This window comes from Microvirga sp. RSM25 (assembly GCF_044784385.1).
In the GTDB taxonomy this organism is placed as follows: Bacteria; Pseudomonadota; Alphaproteobacteria; order Rhizobiales; family Beijerinckiaceae; genus Microvirga; species Microvirga tunisiensis.
Genome location: NZ_CP173039.1, coordinates 1,442,649 through 1,466,655, shown reverse-complemented (window position 1 = coordinate 1,466,655; position 24,007 = coordinate 1,442,649). Strand labels below are relative to the sequence as shown.

At 63.7% G+C, this 24,007-nt stretch carries 22 protein-coding genes; 11 read left to right on the top strand and 11 right to left on the bottom strand.

The genetic code is table 11. The annotated features are described in order from the left end of the window. Window positions 1–25: 25 nt before the first annotated feature. The 7 genes from ACD578_RS07070 (at window position 26) to ACD578_RS07040 (ending at window position 7,249) form a co-directional block, all read left to right on the top strand. Window positions 26–853, top strand: coding sequence for a DMT family transporter (locus tag ACD578_RS07070; protein ID WP_404291984.1), 828 nt, complete (start codon window positions 26–28; stop codon window positions 851–853). After that, window positions 850–981: a hypothetical protein gene (locus tag ACD578_RS07065; protein ID WP_404291983.1), complete on the top strand. Its 132-nt coding sequence runs from the start codon at window positions 850–852 to the stop codon at window positions 979–981. The genes ACD578_RS07070 and ACD578_RS07065 overlap by 4 nt, the downstream gene beginning before the upstream one ends. Window positions 982–1,138: 157 nt before the next feature. Further along, complete coding sequence (locus ACD578_RS07060; protein ID WP_404291982.1) at window positions 1,139–2,200, top strand: LacI family DNA-binding transcriptional regulator; 1,062 nt, start codon at window positions 1,139–1,141, stop codon at window positions 2,198–2,200. Then, entirely contained in the window at window positions 2,197–4,062 is a 1,866-nt protein-coding gene (locus ACD578_RS07055) for a DUF2264 domain-containing protein (RefSeq protein ID WP_404291981.1), read from the top strand. The genes ACD578_RS07060 and ACD578_RS07055 overlap by 4 nt, the downstream gene beginning before the upstream one ends. Beyond that, on the top strand, window positions 4,059–5,072 hold the full coding sequence (locus ACD578_RS07050; RefSeq protein ID WP_404291980.1) for a hydroxyacid dehydrogenase: 1,014 nt from the start codon (window positions 4,059–4,061) through the stop codon (window positions 5,070–5,072). The genes ACD578_RS07055 and ACD578_RS07050 overlap by 4 nt, the downstream gene beginning before the upstream one ends. Beyond that, window positions 5,069–5,878 carry a sugar phosphate isomerase/epimerase family protein gene (locus tag ACD578_RS07045; protein WP_404291979.1) on the top strand — a complete coding sequence of 270 codons (810 nt, stop codon included), beginning with the start codon at window positions 5,069–5,071 and terminating at the stop codon, window positions 5,876–5,878. The genes ACD578_RS07050 and ACD578_RS07045 overlap by 4 nt, the downstream gene beginning before the upstream one ends. Before the next feature lie 72 nt (window positions 5,879–5,950). Continuing rightward, complete coding sequence (locus ACD578_RS07040) at window positions 5,951–7,249, top strand: ABC transporter substrate-binding protein (RefSeq protein WP_404291978.1); 1,299 nt, start codon at window positions 5,951–5,953, stop codon at window positions 7,247–7,249. 378 nt (window positions 7,250–7,627) lie between these two features. On the opposite strand, the gene ACD578_RS07035 is transcribed toward ACD578_RS07040, so the two are convergent. After that, the gene (locus tag ACD578_RS07035; RefSeq protein ID WP_404291977.1) at window positions 7,628–7,918 is read right to left on the bottom strand and encodes a GIY-YIG nuclease family protein; all 291 of its coding nucleotides are present in this window, start codon (window positions 7,916–7,918) and stop codon (window positions 7,628–7,630) included. Window positions 7,919–8,206: 288 nt separating this feature from the next. After that, a complete protein-coding gene (locus tag ACD578_RS07030) occupies window positions 8,207–10,147 on the bottom strand; it encodes an adenylate/guanylate cyclase domain-containing protein (RefSeq protein ID WP_404291976.1) in 1,941 nt (646 codons plus the stop codon). 345 nt (window positions 10,148–10,492) lie between these two features. Between ACD578_RS07030 and ACD578_RS07025 the strand changes: the two genes are divergently transcribed. The 3 genes from ACD578_RS07025 (at window position 10,493) to ACD578_RS07015 (ending at window position 13,540) form a co-directional block, all read left to right on the top strand. Continuing rightward, window positions 10,493–11,659, top strand: a complete 1,167-nt coding sequence (locus tag ACD578_RS07025) for an alpha/beta fold hydrolase (RefSeq protein ID WP_404291975.1) — start codon at window positions 10,493–10,495, stop codon at window positions 11,657–11,659. 98 nt (window positions 11,660–11,757) lie between these two features. Continuing rightward, entirely contained in the window at window positions 11,758–12,627 is an 870-nt protein-coding gene (locus ACD578_RS07020; protein ID WP_404291974.1) for a hypothetical protein, read from the top strand. Window positions 12,628–12,718: 91 nt separating this feature from the next. Beyond that, entirely contained in the window at window positions 12,719–13,540 is an 822-nt protein-coding gene (locus ACD578_RS07015) for a lytic transglycosylase domain-containing protein (RefSeq protein ID WP_404291973.1), read from the top strand. Window positions 13,541–13,905: 365 nt separating this feature from the next. Here ACD578_RS07015 and ACD578_RS07010 read toward each other — a convergent pair whose 3' ends face one another. From ACD578_RS07010 to ACD578_RS06975, 8 genes are all read right to left on the bottom strand, one after another. Continuing rightward, the gene (locus ACD578_RS07010) at window positions 13,906–14,514 is read right to left on the bottom strand and encodes an alkylhydroperoxidase domain protein (RefSeq protein ID WP_404291972.1); all 609 of its coding nucleotides are present in this window, start codon (window positions 14,512–14,514) and stop codon (window positions 13,906–13,908) included. A 14-nt stretch (window positions 14,515–14,528) separates the two neighbouring features. Continuing rightward, complete coding sequence (locus tag ACD578_RS07005; protein ID WP_404291971.1) at window positions 14,529–15,194, bottom strand: CMD domain protein; 666 nt, start codon at window positions 15,192–15,194, stop codon at window positions 14,529–14,531. Between the two features lie 65 nt (window positions 15,195–15,259). Further along, window positions 15,260–16,306 carry a putative FMN-dependent luciferase-like monooxygenase gene (locus ACD578_RS07000; RefSeq protein WP_404291970.1) on the bottom strand — a complete coding sequence of 349 codons (1,047 nt, stop codon included), beginning with the start codon at window positions 16,304–16,306 and terminating at the stop codon, window positions 15,260–15,262. Window positions 16,307–16,333: 27 nt separating this feature from the next. Continuing rightward, a complete protein-coding gene (locus ACD578_RS06995; RefSeq protein ID WP_404291969.1) occupies window positions 16,334–17,092 on the bottom strand; it encodes an ABC transporter ATP-binding protein in 759 nt (252 codons plus the stop codon). 22 nt (window positions 17,093–17,114) lie between these two features. Then, window positions 17,115–17,999 (bottom strand): ABC transporter ATP-binding protein, encoded by an 885-nt coding sequence (locus ACD578_RS06990; protein WP_404291968.1) that lies wholly within the window; start codon window positions 17,997–17,999, stop codon window positions 17,115–17,117. Continuing rightward, window positions 17,996–18,811 carry an ABC transporter permease gene (locus tag ACD578_RS06985; RefSeq protein WP_404293743.1) on the bottom strand — a complete coding sequence of 272 codons (816 nt, stop codon included), beginning with the start codon at window positions 18,809–18,811 and terminating at the stop codon, window positions 17,996–17,998. Before ACD578_RS06985 ends, ACD578_RS06990 begins: the two co-directional genes overlap by 4 nt. A gap of 92 nt (window positions 18,812–18,903) precedes the next feature. After that, window positions 18,904–19,848, bottom strand: a complete 945-nt coding sequence (locus tag ACD578_RS06980) for an ABC transporter permease (protein ID WP_404291967.1) — start codon at window positions 19,846–19,848, stop codon at window positions 18,904–18,906. A gap of 88 nt (window positions 19,849–19,936) precedes the next feature. After that, window positions 19,937–21,508, bottom strand: a complete 1,572-nt coding sequence (locus ACD578_RS06975) for a TIGR04028 family ABC transporter substrate-binding protein (protein WP_404293741.1) — start codon at window positions 21,506–21,508, stop codon at window positions 19,937–19,939. A 436-nt stretch (window positions 21,509–21,944) separates the two neighbouring features. On the opposite strand from ACD578_RS06975, the gene ACD578_RS06970 reads away from it, so the two are divergent. After that, window positions 21,945–22,733: a class I SAM-dependent methyltransferase gene (locus ACD578_RS06970; RefSeq protein ID WP_404291966.1), complete on the top strand. Its 789-nt coding sequence runs from the start codon at window positions 21,945–21,947 to the stop codon at window positions 22,731–22,733. Between the two features lie 177 nt (window positions 22,734–22,910). Here ACD578_RS06970 and ACD578_RS06965 read toward each other — a convergent pair whose 3' ends face one another. Next, on the bottom strand, window positions 22,911–23,648 hold the full coding sequence (locus tag ACD578_RS06965) for an FCD domain-containing protein (protein WP_404291965.1): 738 nt from the start codon (window positions 23,646–23,648) through the stop codon (window positions 22,911–22,913). Between the last annotated feature and the right edge of the window lie 359 nt (window positions 23,649–24,007).

The window sequence follows — 24,007 nt, the reverse complement described above, 5'->3', positions numbered from 1 at the left end:
GTCGTTTCAGCAGATCGATAAGCTGATGTTAACGGCGTCGGACGAGACTTCCTGGGCAGATCTGCTCAATGTCGGGCCTGCCCAGATCAGGCCTTTCTCCAACATGATGCCTCCAACCGATGTCAAAGACCGTCATGTCGCCAATCGACAAGGGGCGGTCTTTGCCCTGGCCGACATGGTGCTCGTCGTCACGTCGATGGGAGTCATCAAGCAGGCCGGCGCGACCTTTCCCGCGATCCAGCTCGTCTTCTTCCGCGCCATCGTTGGGCTCCTGCTCATTGCCCCGCTCATATGGCGTTATCGATCCGACGTGTTCAACAGCCGGCAAGTAAAGGGGCATCTCGGACGGGTGCTTTGCAGTACGCTGGCCCTGAGCTGCAATTATGCCGCCACCGCCGCCCTGCCTTTGACGCTCGTCACCGTGATCGGCTTCACCCGTCCTTTCGTCATTCTGGCCCTTGCCGCGTTGATGTTGGGCGAGCGTATTCTACGGCGGCATTGGATATCGACCGTCATCTGCTTCGTCAGCGTGCTGTTCATCGTGAAGCCCGGTTCGATGAGTTGGGACTGGGGTTTGCTGGCGGCTTTGGGAATGGTCCTCTTTGGCTCCCTGAGCGTTATTCAGACCCGCCGTCTCACGGGAGAACACGCCGTCGTCCTGATGGTGTTCTATACCATCGGCCTTGCCATCCTGACGGCCATCCCGGCGGCTTTCGTCTGGGTTCCCCCGGTACTGGACGACCTTCCCGCCTTCCTCATCATCGGCGTCCTCGCCCAAGTCGGCCAATTCTGCTTCCTGCGCTCCCACCAACTGGCCGAAGCGAGCATCCTGGCCCCCTCAGCTATGTCGTGATCGTCTTCTCCTCCATCGCCGATTATTTCTACTTCGGCATCGTCCCGACGCTTTCCCTCGTCGTGGGTAGCCTGGCGATCGTCTCAGCCGCCGTCATCGGAACCCAGGTCGGCAGATCGCCGCGCTGACCATCACCTCGGTACCGTGAGCGCAGCTGCTCGATCTCGGCACAGAGACACCGCAACCCCAAGGCAATCCTCGTGCAAAATTTTGCATTTGCATGAGGATTGCAACTGGGCTCGGCTTGCGCAACAAATTCATGCAACGAATAAAAGCGGGGAGGAGATGACGAGAGTGAGCCTCAGCCGTCGTCCGCGCCAGACGGACATCGCCCGCTTTGCCGGCGTTTCGGTGAGCACCGTATCGCGTGTCCTCGCGAACGAGCCCGGCATCAGCACGAATGTGCGGGATCAGGTGATCCGGATCGCGTCCGAACTCGGCTATAACATCCGCCCGGTGCCGAGCGCCCAGCCGCAAAACCAACGGTCCGTTGCACTCATACCGGTCGATCAGGCAACGGGCGGGTTGGGTATGTTCTATGAAGGAATTCTGAGCGGTCTGCGGGGAGCCGCATCCCGTTCGGGCGGCACTCTCCTGCCGCGGCTCGTCCGATCATCCTCCCTGAAGGCATCCGAGTTGAAGCACACCCTGTCGGAGACCGATGCGACGGGTATCTTCCTGGTCGGCATCGACCCACCGGAGGATCTGTGCGGCTGGCTCATTGAATCCAAAATCCCGACCGTCTGGGTCAACGGCAACGACCCTGACCTTCAGTTCGACTGCGTATCGCCCGCCAACTTTTACGGGGCGCGGCTCGCGACTCAGCATCTCATTGCCGCGGGCCACCAGCGGATTCTCCATTTCACGATGTCCCATCGCCATACGATCCGGGAGCGCGTCCGCGGCTTCGAGGCGGCGGCCGCGAAAAATGGCGTGACGACGCGCATCGTCCAGCTGCCTTCCGCATCCCGGACCAGCATGGAGGCTTGTGAAGCGATGGAGGCGGTTCTGCGCGACGACCAAGGCTTCACCGCCGCCTTCTGCATGAACGACATGATGGCGGTCGGGGTCATGGAAGCTCTCACCAATCACCATTTTTCGATCCCTCGCGACTTCGCCGTGATGGGGTTCGACGACCTGCCCTGCGCATCCATGACCATGCCGCGGCTGACCACCATGCATGTCGACCGGGAGGCGATCGGTCAGGAGGCCTATTACCTCATGCAGCGTCGCATCGCCGATCCCGGCGCAGAGCCGCGCAAGGTCGAATTGGCTGTCAGGCTGGTCGAAGGCGCCACTGTGCAGGCTCCTTCCAAGCAGCCCGAAGATGGAGAGCTCTCGGCATGACCTATACCCCCATCCATGCCAATCCTCTCGCCGGCAACCCGCTCAAGACGAGAGGGGATGTCGAAAAGGCGCTTCTGGATCTCTTCAATCCGCTCCTGCCTGCCTTTTCGGAAGGAGGCGCTCGGGTGAGCCTCAGCGCCACGGCTGCCCATTTCGATCAGGCCGCGGCGGATCTGGAAGGCTTTGCACGGCCGCTCTGGGGATTGGCGCCCTATGCCGCCGGCGGCGGAGACTTTCCCCATTGGCATCTCTTCGCAAAAGGGCTCGCCAACGGGACGGATCCCGAGCATCCCGAGTACTGGGGCAAGGTCACCGACCGCGATCAGAGGATGGTCGAACTGGCCGCGCTCGGCTTCGCGCTTCGCTTGATCCCCCAGCACCTGTGGGACCCTCTTGACGAGCGTGCGCGAAGGAACGTCGCCACCTATCTGCTGGAAGCACGCCCCCACCAGTTCGCCGACAACAACTGGAAGTTCTTCCGGGTGATGATCGATCTCGGTCTCGAGCGGATCGGCATAGACTTCGACCGAACGCTCACCGAGCAATACCTTCAAGAGTTGGAAGCATTCTACCTCGGAGATGGATGGTACCGGGATGGCAATGTCCCGCGTGTCGATCATTACATCCCCTTTGCGATGCACTTCTACGGGCTGATCTACGCAGCCCTGGCGGCAACCGACGAGGAGCGGAAGCAACGGTTCCGCGACTGGGCCCGTCTGTTCGCTCCGAACATCCGGCACTGGTTCGCGGACGACGGCGGCGCGCTCGTCTTCGGCCGCAGCATGACCTACCGCTTTGCCTGTGCCGGCTTCTGGGCCGCGCTGGCCTTTGCGGACGAGGAGGCGCTGCCCTGGGGCGAGGTGAAGGGCTATTATCTCCGCCATCTGCGCTGGTGGGCCCAGTATCCGATCACCGACCGGAGCGGCGTGCTCACCGTCGGGTTCGGCTACGCCAACCTGCTCATGTCGGAGAACTACAATTCGGCAGGGTCGCCCTATTGGGCCTTCAAGGCCTTCCTGCCGCTTGCCCTTCCCCCGTCGCACCCGTTCTGGACGGCCGAGGAAGCACCGGCTCCCGTCATCTCGGAGACATCCTCTCAACCCCAACCCGGCATGGTGATGATGCACACCCCCGGAAACGTCATCGCGCTGTCGTCCGGTCAGGAAAACCTCCAGATGCGGTTCGGCAGCGAGAAGTATGCCAAGTTCGTCTATTCGTCCCGCTATGCCTTCAGCGTCGAGAGCGACGAACGCATCTTCGAGGGGGCGGCCCTGGACGGGATGCTCGCCTTCAGCGACGACGGCCGGCATTTCCGCGTGCGCGAAACCAATGAAGAGGCGCGCATCGCCGGGACTGTTCTCTATGCCCGCTGGCGTCCCTGGTCCGATGTCGAGGTGGAAACCTGGCTCCTCCCGGCCAACCCATGGCATGTCCGGGTCCACCGGATCAGAACGCCGCGTCCGCTGAGCACCGCCGAAGGGGGCTTTGCGATTCCCCGCGCGGATGCCTACCGGAAGCTGGAACGGATCGAGGAGCGAAACGGCGCTGCGCTGGTCGTCGGCGCCGGCGAGTTCAGCGGCATCGCCGATCTGGGATCCTTGATTGAACGCCGGGGAGTCGCGTTGAAAGCTCCTCCCAACACGAATCTGCTCTATCCGAAGACATTCGTGCCGCAGCTCCGCGGCGAAATCCCAAGCGGAGAAACGATTCTGATGACGGCGGCGATCGCGTTGACCGATCGGTTCGATGCGGCCGCGATCTGGAAGGACATTCCACCCGCACCGGCAATCGACGAGCTGGAAGCTCTCATATCACGGGACAGCCGCCGCGTCGGCGCCATCGCCTGGAGAATGGCGCCATGACCCGGCCGTACAGCGTCGCCTTCGCCATGGATCCTGCCCGTACGGAAGGTGTCCTCACGTCACACCTGCTCGACCGGCTGGCACGGTGCTGCACGATCCTCGATCCCAACCCGCTCCGGTCGTTTACCCTGGGGCAGGCACCCGATGTGTTCCGGAAGACCGAAATCCTCATCACCGGCTGGGGCTGTCCGGCCATCGGGCGGGACATTCTGGAGATGGCGCCGCAACTGAAGCTGGTCGCCCATGCGGCGGGGACCGTCAAAGGGTTCCTGTCGCCGGATGTTCTCGCGGCCGGAGTTGCGGTCACTCACGCGGCCGAGGCAAACGCCATCCCGGTGGCCGAATTCACGCTCGCGGCGATCATCTTCGCCAACAAGCAGGTCTTCCGTTTTCGCGATATCTACCGCTCGGACCGAAACCGCACCCGGACCTTTCCGATGACGTCGCGATCACTCGGAAATTTCCATCGAACGATCGGCATCATCGGAGCCTCGAGGATCGGGCGGCGCGTCATCGAGCTTCTGGAGCCGTTCCACTTCAGGGTTCTGCTTCACGATCCGTATGTGAGCGCTCAGGAGGCAGCGGCTCTTGGCGTGGAGAGCGTTTCCCTGGAAGAGCTGATGCGGCGCTCGGATGTCGTTTCCATTCATGCCCCTGCCCTGCCGGCGACGCAGGGCATGATCGCCCGCAGGCACTTGGCCCTCATGCCCGATGGGGCGACGCTCATCAACACGGCGCGCGGCATCATCGTCAATCAGGACGACCTCATCGATGAGCTGCGCACGGGCCGCATCGATGCGATCATCGATGTCACCCATCCGGAAGTTCCGGAGACGTCATCCGCGCTCTACGACCTTCCGAACGTCTTTCTCACGCCCCATATCGCCGGCGCCATCGGCAATGAGCGGGAGCTGCTCGGCGAATACATCGTCAAAGAGATCGAGCGGTTCGTCGAGGGCCGCCCCTTGCGCTCCGCCATCACGCCCGCCGCCCTGGAGACGATGGCATGACGTCGTTCCGGCCCGGCCTGTGCTCGGTGACATTCCGCAAGCTCGCGCCCAGGACCATCGTCCGGCTTGCGACGGAATGCGGCATCGAAGGGATCGAATGGGCGGGCGATGTGCATGTTCCACCCGGTCAACTCGACTTTGCACGCCATGTTCGGCGCCTGACCGAAGACGCGGGCCTCTCGGTGATCTCCTACGGATCCTACATCGCACCGCCGAGCGACGACGAGACTGCCTTCGCCACTGTGCTTGAAACCGCGCAGGCTCTCGGTGCTCCGAACATCCGCATCTGGCCGGGCTCGCGCAACCGCGATTCCGTGACCTATTCTCAGCAGGAGCGCGAGCACGCCGCGTCGCTGATCCGGCGCATGGCGAGACTGGCGGATTCCGCATCCGTGACGATCGGCCTCGAATACCATCCGAATTCCCTGACCGACGATCTCGCCTCAGCCCAGAAACTCGCGGCGGAGATCGACGATCCCAACGTGTTTCTCTACTGGCAGCCCCGGCCCGGCCTGCCTCTCGACGAAGCGCTCGACGAGCTCCGTGCCATCGGCGCCGAGACCTCGCATGTCCATGTTTTCGCGTGGGACGGGGAGAAGAGCCGCTATCCGCTGTCGGACCAGCGAACGTACTGGAGCAGGATCCTGACGGAAGCTCCGGAAACACGCTGGCCGGGAGACCGTTTCGCCATGCTGGAATTCGTCCGCGACGACAGTCCCGAACAGTTCCGGCTCGATGCAGCCGTGTTTCGTCAATTGTTGGAAGAGGTGAAGGACCGCCCGGCTGGAGCGGCGCGACCTCTATAACGACACTCGCCGAGGGGCGTGCTTCTCGCCCCCTCGCTGAAGAACGATGTGAGAAGCGTATGGGAGGAAGCCATGAAGACTTATCTCGATCGTCGTACCTTACTGAAATCCGCTCTGGCACTCGGCGGCGCCGCCGCCATCAATGCCCCCGGCATGAGCTGGGCGCAAGGAGACGCCGCACGGCTGCGCTGCACGTGGTGGGGATCCCCCGACCGGGCAAGGCGCACGACCGACGTGGGCAAACTGTTCACCGAGCGCACCGGCATCGAGATCGCCGGTGAGCCCGTCGGCGCCGATTACTGGGCGAAGATCGGCACGCAGATGGCGGGACGCAACATCGCCGACGTGTTCCAGCTGGAGCCGAGCAGCCTCGCGGATTATGCCGGGCGCGGCGCCGCGAAACCCATGGACGAGTTCGTGGGCAAGCAGCTCGACATCTCCAGCTTCGGCGAGAAGATGGTCGATCTCTGCCGCGCCAACGGCAAGATCTACGGCGTTGCGCTGGGCCTCAATTCGTTCTCCCTCTTCTACGACCAGACGGTCTTCGAGAAGGCCGGCATCAAGCCGCCGACGCACGAGACCACCTGGAAGGAGTTTGCCGACATGGCGGTCGAACTCACCAAGGCGTCGGGACGCCCCGATTATTGGGGCGCTCCCTACGGCGCCCGCTATCACTACGTGTTCGACGTCTGGCTCCGTCAGCGCGGCAAGCGCCTGTATACGGAAGACGCCAAGCTCGGGTTCACCGTGGATGATGCGAAGGAGTGGTTCACCTACTGGGAAGATCTGCGCAAGCGCAACGGCTGCGTTCCGGCCGATGTGCAGACGCTGGACCAGAACCAGATCGAGCGGAACTCCCTGGCGCTCGGCAAGTCGGCCATGGGCCTGACCTATTCCAACCAGCTCATCGGTTATCAGCTTCTCACCAAGAACAAGCTCGGGATCACCATGGTGCCATCGTCGGGACCGGGCACGAAGTCCGGCCACTACTACCGTCCGGCGCTGATCTGGAGCATCGGGTCGACGACCAAGAATCCCGACAAGGCGGCAGCCTTCATCAGCTTCTTCGTCAACGACGTCGAAGCGGGCAAGATTCTCGGTGTCGAGCGCGGCGTTCCCATGTCGCCCAAGGTGCGCGAGGCCATCCTGCCCAGTCTGAACGACGTCGAGCGCGCGACCGTGGACTACGTCAACCTCCTGGCCGACAAGGTGAGCGATTATCCTCCGCCGGTGCCGATCGGAGCCGTCGAGTTCGACAACAACGTCATGCGCAAGGTGGCCGATCAAGTGGCCTTCGGACAGATCTCGATCGCCGATGCCGCCCAGCGCATTCTGGAGGACGGCAACGCCGTGCTGCGGAAGGTGAACTAGAGGATCGTTCGGCGCGGCGCTCCGGTGGTGTCATTCCCGGCCGGAGCGTCAGCGAAGGGGAACGGAATCGAGAGCGCTGAGCGTGGGAGTGGATCCCCTTCCCTCGCTCCGCTCGCCGGGGATGACACCACCTGCCACGTCATCGCCGGCCTCGTGCCGGTGATCTCGTTTGCATGAAGCGTCTCACCTTTCCTTATCGGGATGGCCGGCACAAGGCCGGCCATGACGTGGAGCGGTATCCGCTAACGGTCCGGAGGCTACCTATTCCCCGGCCGTCATCACCGGGCTCGTCCCGGTGATCCCGATTAGAACAAGCACTGCGCTTCACGGGAGCGGGATGGCCGGCACAAGGCCGGCCATGACGTGGAGTTATAGCGGTCAGGCGTTCAGCTCCTCGTAAAGATCACGCCATGTCGGGTTCATTCCAAGGATCAGGTTTGTCTTCCAGGTGCGTGGCCAACGTTTGATCGACGTCTCCCGTTGAATGGCATCCACAATGCTCGGGTAGCTCTCGTAATAGACGAGCCGGCCGATCTTATAGCGCCGCGCGTGACCGCTGCCGTGCCCGGTCTTATGCTCCCATACGCGCCGCGCCAGATCGTTGGTAACACCCACATAGAGGGCGCCACCGGGCCGGCTCGCGAGGATATAGACGTAATACAGTCCCATAACCCATGGTTGGCTTGGTTCATCGAGAATAACAAGCCGTCACAACTCCTCCACGTCATGGCCGGCCTTGTGCCGGCCATCCCGATACGGAAAGGTGAGACGCCTCTCGGACCGAGATCACCGGGACAAGCCCGGTGATGACGTCAGGGGATTTGCAATCCTTCGGACCGGTTGCAGACATCACTCCACGTCATGGCCGGGCTTGTCCCGGCCATCCCGGTAAAGAAGAGCACGGCGCTCCATGCAAACGAGATCACCGGCACAAGCCCGGTGATGACGGGGAAGGTATCATCCCCCACCATTCCCGATTTGCATCCCAACCCGCTCCTGCACCTCCCCACACAGTTCGTAGACCCGGACGGTCGCCTCGAAACCCTTTGGCTGGATCTCATCGACCAGTCGGAAGGCGAAGCGGTCGGCGACGCGCTGGCGGACGGCATCGCTGACCAGGATCTCGGTGCCGTACTGCTTGTTGAGCGGCTCCAGCCGGGCCGCCAGGTTCACCGTCGCGCCGAGGACCGTGTAGGCCATCCGGTCGGCCGACCCGATGGTGCCGACGACCGCTTCTCCGGTGTGCAGCCCGAACCGCGTCCGGTAGGCCGGCCACCCTTCATTCTCGAATTCCGCATTGAGCCTTCGGTTGGCCTCGCGGCAGGCCAGCACGCCCGCGCAGGCATGGGCGACATGATCGTCATCATCCGCAGGCGCGTTCCAGATCGCCATGATCGCATCGCCGACGAATTTATCCACCGTGCCGCCATGCTCCATGATCACCGCCGAGAGAACGGCCAGATAGCGCGAGGTCCGGATCATCACCTGCTCGGGATCGGCCTTCTCAGTGATGTTGGTGAACCCCGCGATGTCGGTGAACAGAATCGTGACCTCGCGCCGGGAACCGCCGAGCCGCAGCGCGTCGCCCGTTGCGAGAAGCTGCTGCACCAGTCGTTTCGGAACGAAGCTCGCAAATGTCCGCACCACAGTCCGCATGGTCGCGACCGACTGCCCGAGATCGTCGATCTCGCGGATCATCGACCGGACCTCCCTTGCCGGCCCGTCTGTCTGGAACTTCTGAATACGATCCGTCTCGACGGCAAGCGCCTTCATGGAACGGGACAGCATCGATCCGATCCACCAGACGGCCGGAAGTGTGGCGAGAACGAAGCCGAGCGCCAGGAAGAACAGCCGCCGCCGCCCCGCCTCGATCTCCGCGAAGAAATCGTCCAGTGGCGCCATGACGGCCAGTCGAAGGCCGGACGCGCCAGCGGTCTTGATCGACCGGAACGCAGCCACGTAGGTTCGCCCGTCCGCCGCTTCGAAAATCTGCTGCGCCGCCCCGCCCTGCCGCCACGCGTTCAAAGGCTTGGCGACATCGACGGTCGACATCTGATCGACACGCGGCAGGTCGAGCGGAGCATCCGCAGCCCGGGCGTGCAGGACCTCCGACATGCGCGGGTGCGCGACGACCCTGCCGCTATCGTCGAAGAGAAATACGACGCCGGTGGTTCCAAGCTTCTGGGTCCGCAGAAAAGCGTCCGTGTCGGCGAGAAGGATATCTCCGGCTATGACCCCGCGCCGCCTCTCGGAGAACGGCACGCGCACCGTATAGCCGATCAGGTTGGCCGCCTTGAACACATAGGGATCGGTGATGGCGCCGGCGCCCGGCTGGAACGCGTCCCGATACCAGGGTCTCTCGCGCGGATCGTAATCCGCCTCGCGCCGCTCGTGGGCGATAACCGCCAAATCGGGGGAGAGATAGTCCGTGTATCGTATCCTCGACGTGCCATCCTTCGGCTGCTCGACGATGCTGAGCCGGAAGGCGGCATCTGCCGGGGAACGGAGCTGAGCGCGAAGGGCAGGCCCTGCCCGATCCAGCACGTCGAGTTCGATGAACCCGCCATCGTCGTAGCCGACATAGAGGTTGTAGAGCTGTCCATGCCGGCGCAGAAGCGCCGCCAGAGTTGCATAGAACGGCGGATTGTCCAGGATCGCACCGGTTTCGACGGGCTGCAGCTGTCGCAGCACTTCGAGGATGTCGAGCACGTCCTTGAACTGTCCGTCGACCCGGTCGGCCGTATGATCGGCTACCCGATCGATGAAGGCCAGCGCGGCCGAGCGGGTGATCGATCGCGCCCGGTCGAAGCTCAGGAAAACCAGGACAAGGCCGACAGTCAGCACAACCGCCACGAACAGCGCCGTGATGGAGAGTTGGTAGCCGAGCCGAACGCGCATGACCTCAGCCTTCCGATCGCCCCGGCCGCAGAGTTGTCCGAGATCGCCATCTTGTCAAAGTTGGTTGCATTCGCACCCTCCACATCATGGCCGGCCTTGTGCCGGCCATCCCGATCATGCGAAGCGCGGCGCTCCAATTCATCGAGATCACCGGCACAAGGCCGGTGATGACGAGGGAGTGAGTGTCCCGCATCCAGCAAGCAATGAGAATATGCAGATGAGGAAGGGAGAATCCGGCTCATGATCGGGATTCTCCCTTCCTCATCCGCGGGTTTCGTCCGAAGCCTCATCAGGCTGACACCTCGCCCTGGACGTGCGACACTCTCTTGAGTGGAGAGACGGGTCATGGCGCAGAAAGTGACGGTCTATTTCGCAACCAACCGCATGCCGCTCACTGACGGGAGCGGTGCGATCATCGATTTCGGTTCGGAGCTCGGGCCCATCGACGGCACGGCGGTGCGGTTCGGCAGCGCTGAGGCGAGTGTCACGGCAACGAGTTCCAGCTTCATCTCGGGTTCACTCTATGTGGCGCCGGAGCAGCTCATCGGACCGACGATCCAGCGCGGCAGCCGTGACATCTTCGAAAAGCTGCGACAGGACATGCAGGACGGAGGACGTCCCACCCTCGTGGTGATCCACGGCTTCTCGAACACCTTCAAGGAGGCCATCGAGCGCGCCGCAACGATCATCAACTTCTACGGCATCGATGCGAACGTGTTCGCGTTCACCTGGCCTTCCATCGGCACGCTCCTGCCGACGCCCCTGCCGTACAACGACTACTTCCACGACCGCAGCACCGCGCGGGCCTCCGGCGTGGCCATCGCCCGGACGATGCGCATTCTCTACGACTTCATCGACAATCTTCCCCACCAGGCGCTTTGCCGCCAGCCGCTGCATCTCATCTGCCACAGCATGGGGAATTACGCGTTCCGGTATGCCGTGCAGGCCCTGATGCAGGTGCCTCAGGGCGAGCCGCGCGAATATGTCCGCACGGTCGACTCTCCCGCGCCGGATGCCCAGGAGCGTCCTCTCCCGGCCTTGGTGGCCCTGCCGACCGAGGCGCCCGATCCCAATCGTCTGCGCCGCACCTTCGACCAGATCGTCCTGGCCGCCGCCGACGAGGACGAGGACGCCTTCGACGATGCCAGGGAGCTGCGATATCTGCCGCGCCTCGGCACCCGCGTCACCGTCTATCACACCCAGAAGGACTGGATCCTCTCGACCTTGAGCTCCGTGACCAAGTTCAACGGCCCGCGCCTGGGCGTGGACGGACCGGAGAACATGGCGATGATCAGCGACAAGGTCACGGCGGTGGACGTCAGCGACGCGATCGACCCGCGACATGATTTCCAGAGCCACCAGTACTATCGGATCTTCCCGGCGGTCCGCGACGACATCGTCGCCGTCCTGGCCGGCGAGCGGCAGGACAAGATCGCCGACCGGGACCGCACCGACATGCAGCGCTATCGCCTGCAGGCGCCGCCACGAGGGACGAGGCGAAGAACCCGGTAGGCTCCGATGCCAGTTTCGATATGTCGTTCGGCCGTTTCACCCTTTGACGTCGCAGTGTACACTGCGTCGACCGATTTCCTTATCGAGCGGAGACGGCAATGACCGGCTTCACCGCCAGAATCCTCGGGCTGCTCGGTTGCCTGCTGGCTCTTTCCGTCGTTCTTCCCGCTCACGCGGATCCGTTCTTCGTCCGGGTCTACGGCAGGACCTACAAGATCGATCCGCGGTATCCGTCCGATGAGCCGAAAGGCCCCAAGCCCCAGGACGCCATGAAGGCCCTGCCGTCCGACCTCGGGCGGGGTCCCGGCTTCAGGGCGTCGCATGAAGAGGTTCTGGCCGAGGTCGAGGAAAGGGTCTGGGTCGCCAGGAACCAGCTCGATGCGAAACTGGACGAAAGGGCCGGGTCCCGGGATCGGCGCAACGCCGGGTCGGACCCGAAGGCGGTCAGGCAGGAGATCACGGGATCGCTCGCGACCGGAGACGGTCGGGCACGCTCCCCGGAACTCCAGACGCTCTACGACCGCCAGAGAGCCCTGAACCTCCTCGTGCGGGAATTGCGGCGGTCCCTCGACCTGCCGGTCAGGACGCCGGAGACCGGTTTTTCGCGGCCGAAGCTGAGCCCGGACATCGAGGCCAGCTACCGCGCTCAGGACTTCGATCCCTATGCGGCCTATTACGGCTTCAGGCGCGTGAAGGCGGCCTTCCGGTCCGGAGATGCCGAACTTCTCTCCCGCGTGAGCCATTATCCCTTGATGGTGACGGGCAAGGTCAGACGCACGATCAGAAACCGCGAGCAGCTGATCGCCGCGAAGGAGACCGTCATGAACGCCGCAATCCGGGAAGCGGTCGCCAAATCCACGTTCGAGAGCGTCTTCGTCCGGGACAAGGGGTTGATGCTCGGAGAGGGAGTGGTCTGGATCACACAGGACAAGACGGGCTTCGCTTTGGGAACCGTCAATCTGGACTAAACGTTACGAAGCTTGACCATGATGCCTCAACTTGGCCGGGATGAGGCGGCAACGTTTCACCCGACGTAAAACGACGTGTAAGGAGATCGAAATGATGAGGGGCTGGCAATACGGGATCGCCGCCGTCACGGGCTTGGTGTCGCTGGTGGGAATGGCCGGGGCAGCGGGCGCTGCGCAATGCGGCAACAGCGCGGCCGGTTTCGAGGACTGGAAGCAGGATTTCGCCCAGGAAGCGCGGGCCAGGGGCATCAGCGCCTCGACCATCTCCGCCCTCATGGCGACGAACTACGCGACGACCACGATCCGGGCCGACCGCGGCCAGAAGAGCTTCCGGCTGTCCCTCGATCAGTTCCTGGCCAAGCGGGGCGGTCCGGTCATCGTCTCGCGCGGGCGTTCGCTCAAGCAGTCGAACGCCGCCCTGTTCGCGTCCCTCGAGCAGCGCTACGGCGTCCCGCCGGGGCCGCTCATCGCCATCTGGGGCATGGAGACGGCCTTCGGGAGCCAGCGCGGCAACCAGCACACGCTGTCGGCCGTGGCGACCCTCGCCTATGACTGCCGCCGGCCGGAATTCTTCACCGACCAGCTTTACGCGGCCCTGACCCTGATCGACCGCGGAGCCCTCTCGAGCAACGCGCGCGGCTCCATGCACGGGGAGATCGGCCAGACCCAGTTCATGCCCAAGAGCATCCTGAACTACGGCAATGGCGGCAATCTCGACACCACGGCCGACGCCCTGGCGGCAACCGCCAACTTCCTCAAGGCCAATGGCTGGCTTGCCGGTGCAGGATACCAGCCGGGCGAACCCAATTTCAGGGCGATCCAGGCCTGGAACGCGGCATCGGTCTATCAGCAGGCGATCGCGCTGCTCGGCCAGCAGATCGACGGCGGATCCCGTCGTTCGGCGGAGCGCTAAGGGGTCGCAGAGACCGTTGATGACTTCTTGGACGTCATGGCCGGCCTTGTGCCGGCCATCTCGTTTGTTTGAAACGCCGCGCTCCTCCAATCGGGATCACCGGGACAAGCCCAGTGATGACGTGGGGCGGGGATTGAGGGGCCGCGGCTCTTCCGACGTTTTCCATCGTCTAACCGCACCACTGCTCCTCCCGTCATGGCCGGGACAGGCCCGGCCATCCAGGTTTTTGGAAGCTCAACCCTCATCCTGAGGAGCAGACGTAAGTCTGCGTCTCGAAGGAGGATTCTTGGCTCTCTGGAACCTCCTTCGAGACGCCGCTTTTCAGCGGCTCCTCAGGATGAGGTGAGAGAGTTGAAAGCGTCGCCTCACCGTCCGGCCGGCGGCGTCGGCTCGCCGAGGGAGAGCATCAAGCGGTTGGCCCAGTTGAAGAAGGCCGCACCGTTGATGACGTCCACGATCTCCAAATCGTCGAGTCCCGCTTCACGCAGCGCCTCGATCTGCCTGTCGCCGAACGCGATGGGCGTATCCGTCAACGCCACGGAAGCCTCGATGACGGCGTTCCAGCGGCCGTCGATATCCGCCTCGACGCCCTCGTCGAGAAGACGCTGAACGTCGGGGCCGCGCTTGGAATATTGCGTGGCGAACCGGGAATGGACGGACGCGCAGAAGATGCAGCCGTTGGAGCGCGAGGTCGCCGTCGCGGCGAGTTCCCGCTCGGCGCGGGGAAGGCCGTTGCTCGTGTTGTAGAAGATGTCCTTGTCCGTCTTCGTCCTGGCCTGCAGGATATCCGGATCGCGGGCGAGCAGAAGGAAGTATGGCGACTTGGCGCGCGACGCATCGACGAGACCGGCCCAGTGCCTCTCGGTCAGCTGATCGGCGGGGAACGGCTCCAGCCAGGGCGCCCAGCCGAGCTCTTCCTGGGTGAATGCCGTGGGCTCCCGGTTGTCGGGATGCGACAGGGTTTTCTCGGTCATGGAATCGTTCCTTCTCAAACGGCGCCGGACGCCAGGACGCCCGTGAAGATCTGCGTGTATTCCGCATCGGTGGTGTCGATTGCGGACGAGCCCGCAAGAGCCCGCAGGCCCGCGACGACGCGGATCTGGAAGGACAGAAACGCCACCAGCTGCGACAGGGTCACGATATCCGTCGTCGACCAGCCGGCATCGAGCAGCTTCTGCAAGGCGGTCGGGCTTGCATCCCGCGGATGGAAGACGAGCAGATGCGCATGCTCGAGCGCCGCGGCGAGCCGCTGTCCGAGGCTCTCCCGGTTGTCCGCGGAGACCTTGTAGACGGGGCCCTCCTTGTCCTCGACCGTGAGAGGACCCTGCGGATAGCGGCCATAGGGGCCCTCGACGGAACCCCGGGCAATCTCCGCCTTGATCGCGTCGGTCAGCCTGGGATGTCCGAGCTCCTGCAGGGAGGCGGCATAGAAGGCGGTCACGTGAGGCTGACGATGCAGGCCTGCCACGAAGGTAGCGACGGCGTAACGCTCGATCGCCGTGACATTGCCCGGGAACTCCGGCTCGAACAGCGCCTGAAAGCTCTTCTGCGCGTTCTCCCGGGCCTGCTGCCGCTGGTCGCGCAACGTGTCGAGGCTCGAACCCGGCTGAATCCCGGCAAGATGATCGATGACGTCCGATATGATGGTGCTCATGGTCTTCTCACATTCCGATTGTTGACGTGCCGATTGTTAACGTGCCGATTGTTGACGTGGCTGGTTCAACGCACGAGGGCGACGCGCTTCTCGGGCTTGCCTGCCGGGTTCTGCCAGCCGAGCGCCGGGGCGACCTCGCTTGCGATCAGTTCAATCGACCGCAGGATGTATTCGTGCGGAGGATCGATCGAGTGGACCTGGAACACGAGGTCCGTCACCCGTGGCAGGGTCGTGTCTCGGCTCAAGCTCTCGATCACGTCCTGGGGCGTGCCCACGTGAGTGTCGAGAGCCGCAATGATGTCCACCAGGGTGTCGCCCGGGATCACGTGCCCCTTGGCGGCGAAGTCGGCCACGACGCGGCGCAATCCCTTTTCCGCGAGGCGCAGCGCCTCCTCCCTGCTGTCCGCGACGAACAGCGAACGCGAGGCGACGATACGCGGCTCCCGGCCCTCGGGCAGCGCCTCGAGATAGGCATCGATGATGGGATGCTGAATGTCCGGGAGAGAGGCTCGAGGCGCGTCCTTAGGCCGGGGCTGCGTGCGCGAGAGCATGAGGCCGTCGCCGGCTTTTCCGGCACGGATTCCTCCCCCGACGGAGAAGGTCGCCTGCCAGACGCGATCGTTCAGGCCAGGTGCAGCCGGATAGATTGAATCGCCTCCCTCGAGAGGTCGACCGTCCCAGGCGTCCCGCACGATGGCGAGATTTCGATCGTAGATCTCCGAGCGGTTGGTGCTGTCGAGGCCGAATGCCGTGAAGGACGACGGCGTGCCGCCGGTTCCGACGCCGACCTCGAGACGACCACCGGACAGGAGGTCCAGCACCACCGCGTCTTCCGCCACCCGAATGGGATTTTCGAGCGGCAGGGTGATGATCCCCGTGCCGAGGCGAATCTTCGAGGTCCGCGCCGCCACGTGGGACAGGAAGACGAGCGGAGAAGGGAGACCGCCTTCCGCCTCATGAAAGTGGTGCTGGGCGACCCAGGCCGAGTCGAACCCGTGCCGCTCCGCATGACCGATCTGCTCGGCGGCCAACCGGTAGCGCTCGCCTGCACTGGCCTGATCCAGAAGGCGGGTGAAGAACCCGAGGCGTTGTCGGTGCGAGGAATTTGTCATCGGTTTGCTCCACTGGGCCTTCTGGAATTAGTTCTGGTTGACATCGCGCTGTCCGGGAATCGCGCTGATGAGGTCGCGCGTGTAGGCGCTGCCCGGGCGCAGGAACACATCCCCGACGCGGCCGCTGTCGACCTGGCGGCCGTTGTGCAGGACCGAGACCGTGTCCGAGATCTGGCGGACCACGGCGAGATCGTGGGAGATGAAGAGGTAGGTCAGTCCAAGGGCCTGCTGCAGTTCCTCGAGCAGTTCCAGGATCTGCGCCTGCACCGTGACGTCGAGCGCCGACACGGCCTCGTCCAGCACCAGGACCTGCGGATCGAGCACGAGCGCGCGGGCAATCGCGACGCGCTGCCGCTGCCCTCCGGAGAGGGCGCGAGGCTTGCGGGTCAGAACCGATTGCGGAAGACCGACCCGCTCGAGAATGGCGTGGACTTTCCTCGCCCGATCCTCCCGCGGCACGGGATCGAAATTCAGAAGCGGCTCCTCGACGATCTGGAAGATGGTCTGCCGCGGATCGAGCGAGGCGAACGGGTTCTGGTAGACGAGCTGGATCGTCTTGCGGAACTGGCGGAGGTTTTCCCCGCGCAGGGTCGTCACGTCGACATTGTCGACGAGAATGCGTCCTGACGTGGGCCTTTGGAAGCCGACGATGCTGCGCGCGGTCGTCGTCTTGCCCGAGCCGGACTCGCCCACGATGGCGTGGGTCGTTCCCCTTTGGACGGTGAAGGAAACGTCGTCCACCGCTCGGAAGGCCTCCCGGCGGCCGTGGACCGAGAAATCCTGCACGAGGTTCTCGACGACGATAGCGTCATCGCTCCCGCTGACGCGCGGGGACCTGGCCCGGGGTACGGAGCAGAATCTTACCGAGGGAGGGAGCATCGGCCAGAAGCTTGCGCGTATACTCGCTGCGCGGAGAACCCAGGACCTCCGAGGTCGACCCCTGCTCCTGAATACGTCCGCCTTTGAGCACGACGATATGGTTGGCCCGGTCGGCCGCGACTCCCAGGTCGTGGGTCACCAACAGAACCGCCGTGCCGTATTCGCGGCGCAACTCGTCGATCAGGTCGAGGATGCGCTTCTGCACCGTCACATCGAGCGCGCTGGTAGGTTCGTCCGCGATGATCAAGGCCGGGCGCAAGGCAATCGCAATGGCGATCAGGACGCGCTGACGCATGCCGCCCGAGAGCTCGTGCGGATATTGCCTGGCGCGCAGCTCAGGCTGCGAGAGGCCGACGCGCGCCAGCAGCTCGATGACACGAGCGTCGATTTCCGCCCGGCTGCCCTGCCGGTGGATCTGAAGCACTTCGGCGACCTGCGCGCCGATGGTCTTGACCGGATTGAGCGAACTCGTCGGGTCCTGCGGGATCAGGCTGATCTTCCTGCCGCGAATGGTGTCGAGCTGCTTCTGTGACCAGCCCGCGATATCGGTGCCGTTGAGCCGGACCGTCCCGGCCTCCAATCGGCCGTTCTCCGCGAGAAGTCCGATCACCGCCTGCGCCGTGGTGGTCTTTCCGGAGCCCGACTCGCCGACGAGCGCCACGACTTCGCCCGGACGCACCAGCAGTGAAACGTCGTGGACGACCCGATGAAACCCGTCGCTGCCGCGATAACCGACGGCGAGATTGCCGATCTCGAGAACCGGCGCTGTCGAGACATCCGTGGATGCGGGCCTGATATTGATCGCGGCGGTCATGCCTTGGCCTTTCCGAAGGACTGGCTGATGCGGTTCGCCGACAGGACGACGAGAATGACGACGATTCCGGGGACGGTCGTCAGCCACCAGGCCCGCGCGATGTAGTTCCGGCCCTCGGCGATCAGCAGGCCCCACTCCGGCGTCGGCGGCGGCGCGCCGTAACCGAGAAAGCCCAGCGTGGAAATGGTCAGGATCGCCCAGCCGAGTTGCAGGGCCGCGAACGCGATCACCGACGTCAGAGAGTTCGGCAGGACGTGGCGCAGCAGAACGCGGCTGAACGTCCCGCCGCTCCCGAAGGCCGCCTCGACGTAATCGCTGGCCCGGACCCTCACCACCTCGGAACGGGCAAGCCGCGCGAAGCTGGCGATCGACGTGACACCGACCGCGATGGCGGCATTCACGATGCCGAACCCGAGGAGGATGACGATGCTGAGCGACAGAAGAAGCTGCGGGATCGACAGCAGCACGTCGACGCCGCGCATGATGGCGCCGTCGATCCTGCCTCGCGCCGATCCGGCGACGATGCCGAGCGTCGTGCCCACCACGAGGCCGACGCCGACGGCCACGAAGGCTCCGGAGAGCGAATTGCCTGCGCCATAGATGATGCGGGCCAGAAGATCACGTCCCAGCGCATCGGTGCCGAGCCAATGCTCAGCGCTGGGCGCGCGAAGCTGCTGGCGCGCAACCCCGACGGTGGCGCTGTAGCGGGTGAACCATTGCGGGAACAGCGCCCAGAGCACGACGACGGCCATGACGATCCAGGCCAGCACCAGACCGGGCTGGATGCTCCTGATGCTCGTCAGCCAACGCATACCCGATGAAACCCGCCGTGATCCCGGAGAGGAGCTTTTGACGATATCCGCATCATCGCGCAGCAGACTGCGTCCGATCGCGTTCAGGCCGGTCATGCGACAGCTCCTTGTCTCACTCTGAGGCGTGGGTCGAAGACGGGGTAGAGCAGGTCCACGGTCAGATTGATGAGCACGAAGGCCGCCGCCGAGAACACGACGATCGCCTGCAGGACCGCGATGTCCTGATCGCCGACGGAGCGCTGCGTCAGCCCGCCGATGCCGTTGAGGCCGAACACCGCTTCCGTGACGACCGCGCCCGCCAGAAGCTCCCCGAACAGGATGCCGCCGATGGTGAGCGTCGGCAGCACGGCGTTCTTCGCCACGTGCCGCCACAGGACCCAGCGATGGGAGGCTCCCTTGGCGCGGGCAACCGCAACGAAGGGCTCCGTCAGGACGTCGTCGATATTGCGCATCAGGATCTGGGCCAGCGGCGCCGAGATCGGAACGGCCAATGTCACGACGGGAAGGATCAGGGCCTCCCACGGTCCTGGGTTGATGACCGGAATGAGCTTGAGCTGGAACGAGAACACCTGGATCAGCAGGATCCCCAGCCAGAACACGGGCGTCGAGATGAAGAGCGCCGGAATCGACTGGATGAAGGAGCGCAGCCACGCGAAGGGAGACAGCGCCGAGAGAGCGGCGAGCGTTAGCGCGAGGATGAGCGACAGCAGAAAGCCGAGCGTCGCGAGCCAAAGGGTCGGAGGCAGGTTGGCGAGAAGCAGATCACCGACCGGGACGCCCGCGTGAATGGAATAGCCGAAATGACCGGTGAGGAAATTCACGACGGTATTGAAATACTGCACCCAAAGCGGGCTGTCCGCCGCATAGGACGCGCGGATATCCGCGATCTGCTCCGGGCCGAGGCCGAGTTCGGGATTGAGGAACTTGATGAGGATGGCATCGCCCGGCAGGGCCTGCAGCAGGACGAATGAAACGGTGAACGCGGCCCAGAGCACGAGGGCCGCCTGCCCGATCCTTCCAATCACGTATCGCGACATGAGAGATCCTGTCTGGAAATCGATGTGATCGACGAAAGGCAGGCCGGATGTCGTTCACATGCGACACCCGGCCTGCCCGAAGATTTACTTAGCGGCGGGGCGCCAGCCAGGTGTTGTAGAAGCTGGGGCGACCGACCGCCTCGAAGGACACGCCCTTCACGTAAGGAGCGGCTGCAAAGGCCTGCGGCTCCTCGAAGATCGGAATGGCGTAGGCCTGATCGACCACGTAGTTCTGGACGTCGCCTGCGACCGCGAGGCGCTTGGCACGATCCGGCTCGGAGGCGAGCTGATCCAGGAGCGCGTTCAGCTTCTCGTCGACGAAGGACTGGACCTTGTCGCTGTTTCCGCCCTTCTGCAGCAGGACATTGCGATTGGTCGGATAGTACTGGCTCTTGATCACATCCGGATCGGCCCGGCCTACCATGGCCGGCGAGACGGGCGCCTTGGCGGGATCGAGATTGTTCACGACGGCGCTGCCCGAATCGGCCGTGAGGACGTTCAGCTTCACGCCGATCTTCTCCCATTGCTGAGCGACCAGCTGCAGCGTCTCCTTGTTCTGCGGCTGCGGCAGGGATTCGTAGGCCGACAGCTCGAATGGCTTGCCGTCCTTCTGACGCTGGCCGTTCGCGCCGACCTTCCAGCCTGCCTCATCGAGCAGCGCCTTGGCCTTCTCGATGTCGTAGGAAAGCTTCTGCGAGAGGTCGACATAGCCGAGCGCCGTCTTGGCGATGATCGAGCTCGCCTTCGGGTAATTGTCCGAGAACAGGGTCGAGACGATCTCGTCCGTGTTGGTGGCGTGCAGCAGCGCACGACGGACCCGGACATCGGCCACGATCGGGTTGTCGGGACGGAAGACGACGCTGTTGTTCACGCCCCGGGTCGAGGGCGCGTAGATCAGATATCCCTCATCCTCGACCTGCTTCTCGTCATAGGCTTGGATCTGGCGAATGATGTCGGCCTGCCCGGCCAACAGGCCGCCGATGCGCACGCTGTCCTCCGGCGTGACGATGTACTTGATCTCGTCGAGATAGGCGCGGCCCTGGTGCTCGAGTTTCGCCGGCCCCCAATTGTAATCGGGGCGCGCTTTCAGCGTGAGCTCGCGTCCGAGCGTTTCGCTGGCGACGACGAACGGCCCCGAGCCGATGATCTTCGTGGCATCGCCCAGGGCCTCATAGGGCAGCGCGAGGGTCTTCAGGGACACGAGGCCGGATCCGATCACGGACGTGCCCTGCAGGAAGCCCGGCGACGGCTTCTTGAACGTGAACTTCACCGTCTGCGGATCGATGACCTCGCTGCGGTCGTAATTGTTGATGACCTCCGAGATCGGCAGCTTCAGCTCCTTGTTGCCGCGCCCGAACGTGTCGTAGTTCCTGGCCACGGCGGCGGCATCGAGCGGGGTTCCGTCGGAGAACGTCACGCCCTTGCGGATCTTGAACGTGTATTCCGTCGCGTCGGCGTTCACCGTCCACGACTCGGCGATCCAGGGCTCGATCTCGAGCGTCTTGGGGTTCTGATAGGTCAGCTTGTCGGTGATCTGGTTGAGGATCCCGCCGTTCGGATAGAACCCGCCCGCCGGCGGATAGAGATTGGTGTGGGGCTGCTGCTCGAGATAGACCAGCGCGCCGCCCTTCACGGGAGCGCCGTCGGATCCGGCGGCCATCGCGCCACTGCCCCATAGCGCGGTGCCCGCCAGGAACGTGGCTCCAACCAAGGCCGCAAGGCCGACTTTGCTACTGAGGCGAGATTTGAGTGTCACGATACATCCCCTGCACGGCTGGTCATTGGGCCGAACGATGAACGGATTATCGCGGCGGAACGTCCGGAAAAGCAATTGGAACGTTCTTTTTTTAGAACAACCCGAACGAGCAAAATCTTCTCTTTTCGGACTAAATGAGAGATATTTGTTCTGTCTGCCACGCGGACCGGCTTGAGACGGAGGGTAGCCCTTGCCCATTCTCCTCACCCAACGCACCGAATTGTTCTTTATACAGAACATGCGCGAACGATTGGCACGCTGCGGCTTTCCGGTTCTGGAAACACCAGCACGGTGGTACTCTCGGGCTCGTGGACCAACGGGCTATGGCAGGATGTCACCTATGGTCGAACAGAAGATTCGCTTCGATGACGGCGCCGCCTACGAGCAGATGATGGGGATCTGGAGCCGGTTTGCCGGCGAGATCTTCCTCGATTGGCTGGCGCCGCCGTCGGGTTGGCGATGGATCGACGTCGGATGCGGCAGCGGGGCCTTCACCGAACTGCTGGTCGAGCGGTGTGCCCCGGTGGAGGTCCTGGGGATCGATCCGTCCGAAGGGCAGTTGGCCTTTGCACGCTCGCGACCCGCGTCTCGCGCGGCGGAGTTCCGCCAGGGCGACGCCATGGCACTTCCCTTCCCCGCCGACAGGTTCGACGCAGCCGTGATGGCGTTGGTCCTTGTCTTCGTCCCCGAACCGGCCAAAGGCCTCGCGGAAATGGTTCGGGTGGTGAGGCCGGGCGGCACGGTCGCGGCCTATATGTGGGACATGCTGGGGGGCGGATTTCCACTGGATCCGATCCTCGTCGAGATGCGCGCGATGGACCTTACGCCCCCGCGCCCGCCGCAATTGGATGCGTCCCGACGGGATGCGATGCATGACCTGTGGACCGGCGCCGGTCTCGAAGCAGTGGACACGCGGGAGATCACCGTGCGTCGGACATTCGCGGATTTTGACGACTTCTGGATGACCAGCCTGAAGTCCCCTTCGATGAGGGCTGCAATCGCCACGATGACGGCGGAAGACGTCGAGACGCTCAAGAGCCGGGTGTGCGCGCGCCTGCCCGCGGATGCCGACGGACGCATCGCCTACGGGGCACGCGCGCATGCGGTGAAGGGACACGTGCCGAGGTAACGTCGTCCGCGCCGGGCAAGAGTCAGGAAATGGTTGGTGAAATGCGGACGCGGTCGTCAGGGATTGCCGTCGAGCACTGCGCGTGTCTCTGACGGAGCTGTTCTGTGACAGTAAGATCGTGCGGGCCGACATCTCCCTTGATGCAAGCCCAGCACCCGATCGCCTCACAGGCGTGTCCTACCTGTCGGTTGGAAACGTCGAACGGACGAACTCCCAGGCGGCGACGAGGTGGCGCCGCATCGATTCCTCGGCATTGTCGGGATCGCGTGCCACGATCGCATCGAAGATCGCCACATGTCCCGCATGGTTCATCTGGTCGATCCCCGCACCGCGCTTCATCGAGCGCCAGTGTTGGGTGAGCCATTCCACATAGGCTTTGTGAATGGCCGGATAGATCGGGTTTCCCGGGACGCGATAGAGGATCGCGTGGAAGGCCGCATCCGTCTCGTCGAACCGGAGCGGATCGCCGATCGCCTCGCGATTGCTGTCGAGGGCCGCGCGAAGTTCTTCGAGATCGGCGCGTCGCGCATGTTTGGCGGTCCAGCGCGCGAGCGAGCCTTCGATGAAGATTCGCGTTTCGAACAGGTTCCAGACGCCTTCGCGATCGACCATGAGATGCCCGACCAGATTTCCGACCTTGTCGACGGCGATTTCGTAATCGGCTTTTCGCACGATCGGTCGGTGACCGAGGCGCGTTTCGATCAAACCACGATTGGCCAGAGAAACGATGGCCTCCCGCACGGCGGTCCGGCTCACGCCGTAGCGCTGCATCAGCTCGCGCTCGGCCGGCAGACGCACGCCTTCCTGCAGGTCCCCTGTTTGGATCATGCGCGCGAGTTCGACTGCAACGACATCCGATCGACGCCCTGCCGTCCCTGCTGTTCCGTGGCCATCCAGCTTTTCGCTCAGGTCCATGGTCACCTCTTCGTCGTTCGAGATCGAAAACCTGTCCGGAACGAGCCACAGCCGATCTTCAAGCCCCTGAGAGATACCATATGGTCGGACCAAAATCCATCGGCCCGCACTTCATGTGGTCAAGATCCACCGTATTTAACCACAAAACACGGCACATTCACGCTTGGAGGCTGAAAATGATGACACTTGACAGCCCTCGACTGTCCGACCATCCTGATTTCGGTCGAACCAAATAGACCGATAACCGGTGTTTGGTTCGAGATGCTCAGCTTGGGCAAACAGGGAGAGAGACTGGTGACGCCATTTCAAGGCACTCCGCTGTCGAACTCTGATCCGCAGCCTCCCCGTCGGGGATCTTG

Coding starts and splice junctions, on each gene's coding strand:
- ACD578_RS07010 (WP_404291972.1), bottom strand. CDS start 14,514: ATGACCGAGAAAACCCTGTCGCATCCCGACAACCGGGAGCCCACGGCA.
- ACD578_RS07035 (WP_404291977.1), bottom strand. CDS start 7,918: ATGGGACTGTATTACGTCTATATCCTCGCGAGCCGGCCCGGTGGCGCC.
- ACD578_RS07025 (WP_404291975.1), top strand. CDS start 10,493: ATGGCGCAGAAAGTGACGGTCTATTTCGCAACCAACCGCATGCCGCTC.
- ACD578_RS07015 (WP_404291973.1), top strand. CDS start 12,719: ATGATGAGGGGCTGGCAATACGGGATCGCCGCCGTCACGGGCTTGGTG.
- ACD578_RS07005 (WP_404291971.1), bottom strand. CDS start 15,194: ATGAGCACCATCATATCGGACGTCATCGATCATCTTGCCGGGATTCAG.
- ACD578_RS06985 (WP_404293743.1), bottom strand. CDS start 18,811: ATGCGTTGGCTGACGAGCATCAGGAGCATCCAGCCCGGTCTGGTGCTG.
- ACD578_RS06975 (WP_404293741.1), bottom strand. CDS start 21,508: ATGGCCGCCGGATCCGACGGCGCTCCCGTGAAGGGCGGCGCGCTGGTC.
- ACD578_RS07000 (WP_404291970.1), bottom strand. CDS start 16,306: ATGACAAATTCCTCGCACCGACAACGCCTCGGGTTCTTCACCCGCCTT.
- ACD578_RS07040 (WP_404291978.1), top strand. CDS start 5,951: ATGAAGACTTATCTCGATCGTCGTACCTTACTGAAATCCGCTCTGGCA.
- ACD578_RS07055 (WP_404291981.1), top strand. CDS start 2,197: ATGACCTATACCCCCATCCATGCCAATCCTCTCGCCGGCAACCCGCTC.
- ACD578_RS07050 (WP_404291980.1), top strand. CDS start 4,059: ATGACCCGGCCGTACAGCGTCGCCTTCGCCATGGATCCTGCCCGTACG.
- ACD578_RS06970 (WP_404291966.1), top strand. CDS start 21,945: ATGGTCGAACAGAAGATTCGCTTCGATGACGGCGCCGCCTACGAGCAG.
- ACD578_RS07030 (WP_404291976.1), bottom strand. CDS start 10,147: ATGCGCGTTCGGCTCGGCTACCAACTCTCCATCACGGCGCTGTTCGTG.
- ACD578_RS07070 (WP_404291984.1), top strand. CDS start 26: ATGTTAACGGCGTCGGACGAGACTTCCTGGGCAGATCTGCTCAATGTC.
- ACD578_RS06990 (WP_404291968.1), bottom strand. CDS start 17,999: ATGACCGCCGCGATCAATATCAGGCCCGCATCCACGGATGTCTCGACA.
- ACD578_RS07060 (WP_404291982.1), top strand. CDS start 1,139: ATGACGAGAGTGAGCCTCAGCCGTCGTCCGCGCCAGACGGACATCGCC.
- ACD578_RS07020 (WP_404291974.1), top strand. CDS start 11,758: ATGACCGGCTTCACCGCCAGAATCCTCGGGCTGCTCGGTTGCCTGCTG.
- ACD578_RS07045 (WP_404291979.1), top strand. CDS start 5,069: ATGACGTCGTTCCGGCCCGGCCTGTGCTCGGTGACATTCCGCAAGCTC.
- ACD578_RS06965 (WP_404291965.1), bottom strand. CDS start 23,648: ATGGACCTGAGCGAAAAGCTGGATGGCCACGGAACAGCAGGGACGGCA.
- ACD578_RS06980 (WP_404291967.1), bottom strand. CDS start 19,848: ATGTCGCGATACGTGATTGGAAGGATCGGGCAGGCGGCCCTCGTGCTC.